Origin of the sequence: Winogradskyella sp. R77965 (assembly GCF_044594915.1) — a bacterium.
In the GTDB taxonomy this organism is placed as follows: Bacteria; Bacteroidota; Bacteroidia; order Flavobacteriales; family Flavobacteriaceae; genus Winogradskyella.
The window spans coordinates 1,248,427-1,259,890 of record NZ_CP138990.1; the positions used below are offsets into that span (position 1 = coordinate 1,248,427).

The following is an 11,464-nucleotide window of genomic DNA, read 5'->3' on the forward strand; positions in this document are numbered from 1 at the left end:
TAGTATGAATCCATCAGCTAGTGGCTGGATAAAAAAATTGCTCAATGAAGTTTCTGAGACTATGTATGCTCAAACAGAAACTAATGAGTTTTACAACAAATTAAAACAAGCTGGTTTTATATATGGCAGCAATATAAAAGTTGTACTCGATATTGTTAAACCTTTTGATTTTACCGAGGAAGAACGCTGTAAAATCAATTTACTACTCACCTATTATTTTATCTATAAAAAGGAAAAACCTGACGAGAATTTTACGGATAGTTTAATTAGATACTATAAAGCTATTAGCGACCAAAAACGTTCATTTTTTGAAGAATTATTTGGTGATAAAACATCAGATAGTTTATTAGAGAAAATGATTCATAAGCGCATTCATATTGATGATAATTTTATTACCAAAAGTTTTAATTATTTTTTAATTAATGCTTTATTATTTGTTGATGTATTGGGCTATCAACGCTTTTTGAGAGATGAAAAAAATATCAGAAAATATGTAAACAAACTTGAGTCTTCTTTAGAGACCATTGTGTTTTCTGTTATAGATAATAAATCAGAAAAAACCGAGTACGATGATAATCTCATTAGATTATTTGAAGAGTCTATACGTCATAAAAACGCAAAATTACCTTCATATAGTAATGCTGTTTCTCTTATCAATGAACCTCTAGAAAAATTATATGTCATAGACTTGGTGTGCATGGCATCTTGGACAGATAAGATTATTGACACTGAGGAGCGCGAATTTTTGTACCGTTTAAAAACGGATTTATCATTAAACAATGAAGCTATCGCAAAATCCGTAGATGACATCAATGCTTTTTATGACGAGCATAAAGAGGATGTCGCCTTTTTAAGGTCTAAAAACCTAGCGCAAAGTTTTTATGATAATAGTAGCAAAGTAGTTTCTAAATTAATTACTCGCAATAGCAAACGCCTTATCAAAGAATTATCTGAAAGCAAGGAAGCAATGTCGCTTTTAGCACAGTCGACCCAACGAAACCTTAGTGATGAAGAGCAAAAAAAAATTCAATCGCAATTATTAGATATTTTTAAGTCTATACCTAGCTTAGCAATTTTTATGCTACCTGGTGGTATGTTACTTTTACCTTTATTTGTTAAGTTTATTCCAAAGCTGTTACCATCGGCTTTTGATGATAATAGGATTGATGATGAGTAATTCTTTAATATAAAAAATAGTCCAAACCACTCATGATTAGGACTATTTAAATAAAATGCCGAACTATTATTTCTTCTTTTGTCTAGCTTTAAAGGCTTTCTTGACTTGCCTAAAATTATCTTTTGTTACTTTTTCTCCAGTACCAACATAATGTTCTATAGAGATTGCATAATCTCTAATTAGTTTCTTAAACTTTCCTTTTGCGAAACCACCCATAAATGCAGGTTTTGTTCTATACTCCATATTAAACACAAAACGACAAGAGTTCTCGTCTATAGCCTCAATTTTATAAATACCTTTTGTGTATTTTGGATCTACAGGAAATTTTCCTGCTTGAAAAACTTGGTTAACAAAAGTCATATTCTCAGGATCATAAGATATGATACGCTCTTTTAAAAACTGTGTTTCCTTTTCATTGAAATAACACACGCGCTCTGCACCTACTTCCGCTATTAAAGATCCATTAACATAATCTGAAGTCATAATCTTTGGATGTGAATAAGCAACTGCTCCATAATCTTCACCAACGACAGCCCAAACTTTTTCTGCACTATGCGGAATAATTTTAGATACCTTAAACTTCTGAACTTTCTTTTGTCTCTTCTTTTGTGCAAATACATCATTTGTAGAGACAATAACGAATAATAAAGCCATAATAATTGATAATTTTTGATTCTTAAACATAATTTTTGAGATTTAAATTCTTATTTCTCAAAATTAGCTTTTCGATACACCAGAAAATTTAAGAATCAGGTCAATTAATTATGATTTTGGTTCACTCTATAACGCGTTGGTGAACATCCGAATTGATCTTGAAAAGAATTAGAAAAGTGAGCTATTTCAGAAAATCCGCAATTAAAAGCAATCTCTCCTATTCGCTCATTCGTACTTAGAATTAACTTTGCGGCTCGTTCTAGTTTTCGTCTTTTAAAATAGCGCCCTGGACTTTCTTTATAAACTTTATTAAACTCGCGTTTAAAAGAAGATAAACTTACTCCATGAAGTAGAGCAAGCTCATCTAGACTTAAATTATTATAAACATTGGCTTCTACTAATTCTTTAAAAGAATATTCCGTTGGAGTAAATAAACTAGCCAAAAGCTCTTGCATCGAACCAGTTGCATCAGTTTTCACTAAAAGAAGAATGATTTCTTTGAGCTTTAATTTTAATAATTCATCATTTACCAATTCAGGATTTTCAAAATAAAACTGCAAACTATTTATGTAGTTTTTTAGAAGTTTGCTCGACTTAACTTTTTCAATACAAGTTGGTTCTATATCTCTTACAGAGTTAAAAAACTCTGGCAACTCTTTATTGTATAGTTTTTTTAAAACATCTGGATAAAAATGAATGGCTATAGCCTCGCAAGTACTTTGATCTGTGGTTTCTAACCAATCGTTTAGGTAATTACCACATTTCATAACTACAGCTTCTTCTGTGCGTAACATCATTTCAGATACAGCAGAAAATACCTTAGATTCACCAGCTACAGCATACAAAAAACAGGCTTCATTGTGCATAATTCCTGGAGCCTTCATTGGTGGTTTTAAAACCACACGCTCAAATATGCCCTTTTCGAATAAAGTAAATTGAAGATGTTCTTTTACCATTAAGCTAAAGATATTATTTTAAAGTGAGATGAATTATAATTACACAAATTTAGCTTACCAAGTTGTTGGCAAATGACTCGATACCTTTAATTCCCATTTCCCCTAAACCATTAAGCGCTTCTCTCACTTTTTGGTCATCAGTATCCTCAACTAAATAATTCCAACTCCAAAGTACAGAAGCAGAATTCTCATTTATAGGTTTTACCTCCATATTACCTTCAATATCCTTAACAGGAAGTATATGTTGCTTAGGAATAAAGTAAGTGAATTTTTTATTAATGTGATCTACTTCAAGAATATCTTCCTCAAAGCTACCTTCAACTGTAGCGCAATATCGTTTATCACCTTCTACTTTGCAGCTCGTTATTGGAGTCAACCATTTATCTACATCCTTACCTGAGCCTATAATCTCCCAAACTGTATCTGGATTTGCATTAATTTGAACTTCAATACTGTGGCTTGATTTTTTCATAATTTCTAAACTTTTAAAATTCAACATTTGTTTAAGTCAAAATTAAAAGTGAAGACACTAGAATCTTTTTATAAAAAGTCCAACTATTTGTTAGAAAAGGTCAAGTGAATAAAAACTATTCTAACCAGTTCTTAAAATCCTTAACGCGTTCTCTCGCAACAATAATATCTTGCTCATTAAAATGGTTCAGTTTTATTTGTAAGCGCGAATTTGTATAGCTCACCATATCTTTTATAGCATTGATGTTGACATAAAACTTTCTGCTAATTCTAAAAAACACATGTGGCTCTAACTCATCTTCTAATTGGTCTAAAGTTGAATCTAACAAATAGTTTCTACCCTCGCTAGTGTATGCATAAGTCCCTTTATTTTCACTATAAATACATTCAATATCTTCAATATTTATAAGCTTTAGATGCTGACCAACCTTAACCGAAAAGCGCTTCTTATACTCGCGCTCAATTGGGTTGATGAGTAGTTTTTTTATATCATTAAAATCTAATGTAACCGATTGTTCTTGTGGAGCTCTTGTTTTAAATTTATCTACTGCAGTTTTTAGGTCATCATCATCTATTGGTTTTAATAAGTAATCAATGCTGTTAAGCTTAAAAGCCTGTAAAGCATACTCATCATAAGCAGTTGTAAAAATTACCGCTGACTTAATCTCTATAGCTTCAAATATTTCAAAAGATAAGCCATCACTCAATTGAATATCTAAAAATATTAAATTCGGATGCTCATTATTCTGAAACCATTCTATAGATTCTTCTACAGAATGTAGCATGGTATCTGCTTCAACATCTAAAGATTTTAACATACGTTGCAAACGTCTTGCTGACGGTTTTTCATCTTCAATTATGATTATACTCATTATTTAAAATATTATTTTATCGTTAATAATCTATTCCCAAGTTGTGGTCTTAACATCATTCTCTTTTTCCAAAAATTCTTGTACTTTTTTGTCTTCCCAACTCTTTTTAAAAATTCGTTTTTCTTTAAACACGTTCAATCCATGGATAATGATAAAAACTGTCCATGCCACTAAAATACTCAGGTTTAAAGCGATGATATTATTCTTGTATGGTCCTTCCTCAATAATATATAAGTTAAATAACAGAAGTGCAACAACTATAATGTAGAAGGCCAAATGCAAATAAAATATTTGGACTCGCCTAACTTTACGTTTTGCTTTAACCAACAGCCGTTGTTCATCAATATTATGCTTCATCTTACTGTTTTACTAGTTTACCATCTTTCCAAATAATCTTATGATTATTCAAGGCTTTTATATCTTCGGTAACATCACCATCGACTAAGATTAAATCTGCGATGAAACCCTCTTTAATAAATCCGGTATTTTTAAGACCAAAAGCTTTTGTAACATTACTGGTTCCTGCTTTTAAGACTTCAATAGTTGGCATACCAGAATCTCTAATAAGCTCTAACTCTTTATATAAATCAGTTCCGTAATTAATTCCCGCATTTGGTGGATCTGTACCAGCAAGAATTGGAATTCCTGCGTCATACATTTTTTTCACTTCTGATTGTAATTGATCCTTAGATAAAAACTTTTCTTCCGCTCCACCCATGGTTGCAAAAACTTTAATAGTGGTTAATAAAGTTGGAATCACAAAAAATGATTTTGATTCAGCTAGCTCTTTTAGTTTAGTAGACTTTATTTCTTTGTCCCACCAAATATGCACTAAACCATCGGCGTCATTTGAAATAACGTTTATAGCATCTTCTAAACGACTAATATGCACAACAGCAATTTTTTCAGCCTTATGTGCCTCTTTAATTAATTCAGAAACCGTTTCTATACTCAATGTCGTTTTCCATGGTTCTAAAATAATTTTAATATGATCCACATTAGCCTTAACTCTATCTTCAATAAACTTAGCAGCTTCTTCTGGTTTTGTTAAAGTAGGTACAGGAAAACCAAATTGTGTTCCATGACCTTCTGGTGCCGTAGCCGCATAACCAGCAACATAAAATCTTGCATAATCTGTAGAGTCTTTTAATTGGCGCATAGCTCCTTGATATGTCTCTACTCCATGCATATCCATAACATTTAACACACCTGCTTTTGCTGCTTGTGCTAGTGACTCAGGTGCCCAAGCATGCACATGTGCATTAGATAAAGCTGGTATTAAGGTTTTACCTCTTCCATCAATAACTTCTGTGTTACCAGATGATTTAATTCTTTTAGATATTTTTACAATAATTCCGTTTTCAACTTTTACTGAAGTAGAAGAAATAACTGTTTCGCCATCGAATACTTTTACGTTTTCAATTATAAAACTGTCTTGCGCATTGCCAAAAAGGGTTAATACCAATAGCACAATAAGCATATTAATTTTATACATAATTTTTATTTTTAATGACTACCAAATGTGATACTTAAACAAGTTCAGCACAAGTAGAAAATTGCTTGTTAATTTTACTCCCAACTCTGGCGCTCCTTATCCATATACTCTTCGATTTTTTTCTTTTCCCAATCTTTGCCAAAAAAGAAATCTGGTCCAAAAGCACCGAGAAAATGAAAAGCTAGTCCGATTCCCCAGAATGTTGCTGTTGCATATGGACCAAAACCATCAAACCCAGCGTTAACTCCTATTAGGATTATTAAAAAGATGTTTACTATGACATATACTGCCAAATGCCAGTAAAATCCTATAATAGTATCTACTTTTTTCTTTGCTCTTAAATATGCTTCTTCTTTTCTGAAATTAGAAATTTCGTCGCTATTATAAGGTTCTATATTAAACTTTTCCATGATCCTAATCTTTAGTATTTTTTGATAATTCTTTTTTCATTAACGCTTCTATTTTGCGTTCTTCCCATCCTCGTAAAAAGGTTATAGATATAAAATGTATTACTAATACTAATCCCCAAACTGTCCAAGAACTTAAAACATCGAAACTGAACAATTCGGTAGTAAAATCTTTCCAACTACTTAAATTATTAGAGACTTTAAATCCTGTAATGACGAGATTAATTATGATATAAATAACCAAATGATTGTAAAATCCTTTTACTTTTTCTACCCTGTTTTTAGCCTTTATATACTTTAAACTTTGATCTTCTGTTTTCATGAGTTTATTTATTTTTTTAAAGACACATGCTGTTCGCTTTTAATCATTGTCTTAGTAATGTTACTTTTAATATGCTAGCTTCATAATGTCTTGTATTAATTCCAGCGGTTATTTTCATCTTCCTTACGCATGTATTCTTCGATTTTACGTTTTTCCCAATTACCTCCTAAAGGTCCATTATCTACATAGACGCGATACGCTTGGAATACTAAACTTAGTCCCCAACCAAAAGCAGGAAACCAAAACCATTGTATTGTATTATATGAAGTTTTGTACCATATAAAGACTAAAAATGGTATAACAAAGACATAGGCGATTAAACTATAGTAAAATGCTTTTAACTCTTCTACACGCTTGCGAGCTCTAACGTAATCTTCGTTAAGACTAGCTTCCGATTTCTGTGTTGTTCTCATGACTGATACTTGTTTTGTGAGCATAGGAATTGCAACTGCAAAATCCTTGTCTCGTTGATTGATGTGTACTTTTCTATTTGATAGCAATTGATAACGTTGCTTTATATTTTCTAAACCTACTCCACTACTCTTCTTTACAATTTGTTTGGGCTGAAGATTATTCATTACCACTAAATGATCACCATCTTCATATATTTTAATGTGTAATGGTTTGCTAGATGTCACCATATTGTGTTTTACCGCATTTTCTAAAAGTAGTTGCAACGACAAAGGCACAACTTTACTTTCTGGATTTGATGCTTTATCTGGTATTTCAAAAATAATACTGTCTTCAAAGCGTGTCTTTAATAAAGACATATAGGTTCTTGCAAAGTTCAACTCTTCATCTACAGTAACTAATTCTTTACTTTTTTGTTCTAAAACATAGCGATATACTTTAGATAAAGATGTTGTAAATCGCTGCGCGTTATCCGGGTTTTCTTCGATTAAACTCGTTAACACATTCAAGCTATTAAAAAGAAAATGTGGATCTAATTGATTTTTTAAAGCATCGAACTTTGCACTTGCAGCACCAGCAATTACTTTTTGTTCCTTTATTTTATTCTTCTGATACCTGTTGTAGAAAAATATAATATGGAAAACAGAAATAACTACCAGCGTAATCCAAAGACCAAAGGAATACCCTTGCCAAGATTCTCTACTTATAAAAGTTTCGAAAGGTGTCCCATATATGACTACAGCAATAAATACTCTTAATATGAAAATACCACTTAAAGTAATAATTGTGCAGCCGATTATACCAACGATAATCCTCTTTACAGTATCTCCCTTTTTCCATTGACGTTTTTCCATGTAGTTGAAAAACGCCATATTAGAATATCCTAAAACAAATGAATACAACTGATAGAAACCAAAGTTAATTAAAAACTCGTTTACATTTTTATAATCAAAACCATCAGAAAGAAAATTGCCAATAAGATATATTAGACATCCAATAATAAAAGTGACAATAATATTTTTAATTGACTTTGACATATTTTTAATTCGTTTACTTATTCTTTGCACTCAGCTACAACCTGTTCTGCACGCTCTTTCCCCCAATTTGGATGAAAATCGGTCTCTGGTTTAAAGGTATCAAAAAGTTCTATGGATGCCTCAACATCTTTGCAATAAGGTGCAGTATCTTGTCCAAAATATCTAGCACTACCCATTGACCAATCTGCTTTGCAAAATGCTGCTCTTGGATTTTTTGAATCTAATTCTATGGCTTTAGCATATAACTCAGCAATTTTACCAGCATACTTCATTCCGTAAGTTGCACCATCAAACGCCACCCAATTTGTATATACTTGACCTTGCATCACTAAAAGTTCTGCATTATCCTCACTTTTAGTCATAGCAATATCTAAATGTTCTTGTGCTTTATCTAATTGCGACTTTAATATGGCTTCATCTTTTTCGTTCCAGCTTTTTAAGCTATTGATTTGAGCAATATAATAGTTTGGTAACCATTCTTTTGGTTCTGCTTTAGCAATGCGCTCAAACATATTTTGCGCTTCGTCGGTTTTATCAGCTTCCCAAAGTTCAAAAGCTTTAGACATGCCTTTTTCAAAGTTGGTCTGTGCTTGTGTAATTCCTGAGATTACCAATACAGCTAAGATTATTACATTCTTCATTTTATTATAATTTTATTGTTAGTGATTCATTTTTATTAAGTTGAAATTTGGCATCTTCCCATTTTGGCGGTCCCATAAAACCTTTTGCATTATTAGAGCAACCATAATCTTCTTTTGGTATCCCAAAAAAGTTGCTATCTAATTTACCATTATTATTTTCGTCATGAAAAATTGAAACCGCATAAATTCCGTCAGGTATATCTTCGAAAGTAATGGTACATTGATTATCCTTAATTTCACTTTTTACAGCTTTATATGTTGTGTTTAAAAAGCTAGACTCCGTCTTGTAAAGTGCTATAAACATTTTGCCTTCATTACTATTAGCGTTTTTTACCGTAACGATTATATTATGTTTATTCTGAGCTTCAGACTGATGGCAAACAAAACCTATAATTAAGGCGACTACTATTTTAACTAATACATTCATGATGTTGTTTTTTGATTTGACACAAATATCTGACAGAAATACAGATTTTTAAAACAAGATTTACCGAATTGTATTTTTTTAATGACGAATTGTATTTTTTTTAAATTGGCACTAAAAAATAGTAACTTAGTAAGCCTTTTAGCTACATATATTTCATAATCACTTATTAAAATCCAATCCGTATGAAATCACAGACGCACAATCGCATTCTAATTATTGCCCTAACGCTAATTTCTACAGTAGCATTTTCGCAAACTGACAAACGTCTAAAAGGTATTGAAAAACAGTTCAACTCTGTATTAGAAAGTACAAAAGCTCCTGGATTTGCTGTTGCCATTGTAGAAGGAGATAAAATCATCTATGCCAAAGGTTTTGGTTATAGTGATTATGAAAATAAAGTACCAGCAGATGCCAATACGCTATTTGCCATTGGTTCCTCTACCAAAGCATTTACCTCGGCACTATTAGGACTGCTGCGTGAGGACGATAAACTATCCTTTGATGACAGCCCATTAAAACACCTACCTGATTTAGAATTTTACAATAGTGATATGAATAACAATATCATCATTAAAGACCTAATGCGTCATAGTACAGGTTTACCAAGGCACGATGGTGCCTGGTACTTTTTTCCAAGCCATGATAAAGACAGCTTGGTAGCTCGTATGCAATATCATGAGCCTTTTACTGGTGTACGCCAACAATGGTACTATAACAATTTTGGATTTTTATTACAAGGAGTCATTACGGAGAAACTTACTGATAAATCTTGGGAAGAAAATATCGAAGAAAAATTCTTTAAGCCTTTAGGCATGAATCGTTCTAGAACACGGATTGAAGGTATGAAATCGAGTTCTAATGCTGCTATTGGCTATACCTTAGATGATAATAGAACTATTGAAAAAATGGATTATTATGATATTGCAGGTATGTCTCCTGCAGGCAGTATAAATAGCAGTGTTAACGATATGAGTAAATGGTTAATTACTTGGATTAACAACGGAAAATATAAGGAGGAGCAGATCATTCCTGAAAACTACGTTAAAGAAGCTATGAGTTCTCAAATGGTGGTTGCTGCTGGTCTACCATCAGAAGAATTACCAGATGCACAATTTGCTAATTATGGTTACGGTTGGTTTTTACATTCATACAAGGGCCATTATTTAGTAGAACATGGTGGTAACATTGATGGGTTTTCTGCAAGTGTTGCGTTTTATCCTTCCGATAGTTTGGGTATAGTTGTATTGGCCAATCAAAATGGTTCAGCAGTTCCGAGGCTAATTAGAAACATTGCAGCCGATTATATGCTTGGTGAAGAAAAAACCGAATGGGCAAAAAAACACAAAGAAGACATCGAAAAAATGCTCCAAAGCCTAGATGAAGCCAAAGATAATACCGAAATTTCTAGTGTAAAAAACACGAGACCTTCTCATACTAAACTAGATTATACGGGTTTATATGAGCATAAAGGCTACGGTAAAGTTGATATCGTTGTAGAAAATGATAGCCTATTCACTGTGCTAAATGACAAAAGGCAATATTTACATCATTACCATTACGATACTTTTGAACTTATAGATGTTATAGAGGGCAAGGTCGATACAGCAGCAATTGGGAAATCTCTAAAAATTACGTTTAGTACCAACGAAGCAGGTGATATAGATTATGGTCGTGTAGGTATTGAACCAATGGTAGACCCTATTGCCTTTAAACGTACTCCAAACACTATCGATGTAGATGCAGAAACATTACAGCAATATGTAGGCAAATACGATCTTATGGGTACAGAAATAAAAGTATACATTAAGGATGGGAATGTATTGTACGCGTTTGTACCTAACCAACCAGAATACGAATTAGTACCAACTGCAGAGCATCAATTTAATCTCAAAGTTTTGGATGGTTATAAAGTTGAGTTTGTTAAAACGGATGGCAAGATTAGTGCTGTAAAGTTTATACAACCTAATGGCACTTTTACTGGTAAACGAAAGTTTGAAGACTAAAATGTACGTAGTTTTACGTATATAAAACTTGAAACTATTTATTAGTTTTATAGATTGATAAAAACAACTAAAAAGTAATCTTATCCCGAATATAAGACGGGATAACGTTACTTTTAGTGATCATATAACAAGTTGTAAGCAATTTAAGACCCATATGAAAAAAATATTTCTGCTACTTATTTTTGGATTAACCCTAACCTCGTGTAATTCTAAAAACGAAAAATCTGAATTTGATATAATTGGAAATTGGAAAGGCGAAGACCAACAGGAAATTGGTTATTTTACTTTCAATAGTGATGGTTTTGTTATAATTGAAATGGAAGATGGAATTATTGGCGGAAAAAGGTTTGAAAAAAAAGGAATACCATTCAGTTTACATTATAAAGTTGAATATAAAACTGAACCGAAACAAATTGATTTGGTCTTTACTAATCTTGATAAAGGCAATCAAATGACTTGGAATTGTATATTTGAAATTATTAATGAAGATAAAATAAAATTTACGAGAGGTACAAATAATGCACCAAGACCAATTGATTTTAAAAGTTCGGAAACAATAATATTGAATAGACCAAAATAAAAACTGCTTAC

The 11,464-nt window shown here is 32.1% G+C and carries 14 protein-coding genes; 3 read left to right on the forward strand and 11 right to left on the reverse strand.

What is annotated here, in order from left to right:
• Positions 1-4: 4 nt before the first annotated feature.
• Positions 5-1,177 carry an LETM1-related biofilm-associated protein gene (locus SJY34_RS05630; RefSeq protein ID WP_400079828.1) on the forward strand — a complete coding sequence of 391 codons (1,173 nt, stop codon included), beginning with the start codon at positions 5-7 and terminating at the stop codon, positions 1,175-1,177.
• A 66-nt stretch (positions 1,178-1,243) separates the two neighbouring features.
• Here SJY34_RS05630 and SJY34_RS05635 read toward each other — a convergent pair whose 3' ends face one another.
• From SJY34_RS05635 to SJY34_RS05685, 11 genes are all read right to left on the reverse strand, one after another.
• On the reverse strand, positions 1,244-1,831 hold the full coding sequence (locus SJY34_RS05635; protein ID WP_400079830.1) for an SRPBCC family protein: 588 nt from the start codon (positions 1,829-1,831) through the stop codon (positions 1,244-1,246).
• Positions 1,832-1,935: 104 nt separating this feature from the next.
• Positions 1,936-2,787, reverse strand: a complete 852-nt coding sequence (locus SJY34_RS05640; protein WP_400079833.1) for a helix-turn-helix domain-containing protein — start codon at positions 2,785-2,787, stop codon at positions 1,936-1,938.
• A gap of 49 nt (positions 2,788-2,836) precedes the next feature.
• Positions 2,837-3,259, reverse strand: coding sequence for an SRPBCC family protein (locus SJY34_RS05645; RefSeq protein WP_400079836.1), 423 nt, complete (start codon positions 3,257-3,259; stop codon positions 2,837-2,839).
• Between the two features lie 115 nt (positions 3,260-3,374).
• Positions 3,375-4,130 carry a LytR/AlgR family response regulator transcription factor gene (locus tag SJY34_RS05650; RefSeq protein ID WP_400079838.1) on the reverse strand — a complete coding sequence of 252 codons (756 nt, stop codon included), beginning with the start codon at positions 4,128-4,130 and terminating at the stop codon, positions 3,375-3,377.
• Positions 4,131-4,160: 30 nt separating this feature from the next.
• Positions 4,161-4,487, reverse strand: coding sequence for a 2TM domain-containing protein (locus SJY34_RS05655; RefSeq protein ID WP_400079840.1), 327 nt, complete (start codon positions 4,485-4,487; stop codon positions 4,161-4,163).
• A gap of 1 nt (position 4,488) precedes the next feature.
• Positions 4,489-5,625, reverse strand: a complete 1,137-nt coding sequence (locus tag SJY34_RS05660) for an amidohydrolase family protein (RefSeq protein WP_400079843.1) — start codon at positions 5,623-5,625, stop codon at positions 4,489-4,491.
• Positions 5,626-5,699: 74 nt separating this feature from the next.
• Positions 5,700-6,035 carry a 2TM domain-containing protein gene (locus SJY34_RS05665; protein ID WP_400079846.1) on the reverse strand — a complete coding sequence of 112 codons (336 nt, stop codon included), beginning with the start codon at positions 6,033-6,035 and terminating at the stop codon, positions 5,700-5,702.
• Between the two features lie 4 nt (positions 6,036-6,039).
• Positions 6,040-6,354 (reverse strand): 2TM domain-containing protein, encoded by a 315-nt coding sequence (locus SJY34_RS05670; RefSeq protein WP_400079849.1) that lies wholly within the window; start codon positions 6,352-6,354, stop codon positions 6,040-6,042.
• A 95-nt stretch (positions 6,355-6,449) separates the two neighbouring features.
• Entirely contained in the window at positions 6,450-7,802 is a 1,353-nt protein-coding gene (locus SJY34_RS05675; protein WP_400079852.1) for a histidine kinase, read from the reverse strand.
• Between the two features lie 17 nt (positions 7,803-7,819).
• A complete protein-coding gene (locus SJY34_RS05680; protein ID WP_400079855.1) occupies positions 7,820-8,443 on the reverse strand; it encodes a tetratricopeptide repeat protein in 624 nt (207 codons plus the stop codon).
• 4 nt (positions 8,444-8,447) lie between these two features.
• Entirely contained in the window at positions 8,448-8,870 is a 423-nt protein-coding gene (locus SJY34_RS05685; protein WP_400079858.1) for a DUF2141 domain-containing protein, read from the reverse strand.
• Positions 8,871-9,052: 182 nt separating this feature from the next.
• On the opposite strand from SJY34_RS05685, the gene SJY34_RS05690 reads away from it, so the two are divergent.
• Together SJY34_RS05690 and SJY34_RS05695 are read left to right on the forward strand one after the other, a co-directional pair.
• The gene (locus tag SJY34_RS05690; RefSeq protein WP_400079861.1) at positions 9,053-10,873 is read left to right on the forward strand and encodes a serine hydrolase; all 1,821 of its coding nucleotides are present in this window, start codon (positions 9,053-9,055) and stop codon (positions 10,871-10,873) included.
• Between the two features lie 154 nt (positions 10,874-11,027).
• Complete coding sequence (locus tag SJY34_RS05695; protein WP_400079864.1) at positions 11,028-11,453, forward strand: hypothetical protein; 426 nt, start codon at positions 11,028-11,030, stop codon at positions 11,451-11,453.
• Positions 11,454-11,464 lie beyond the last annotated feature (11 nt).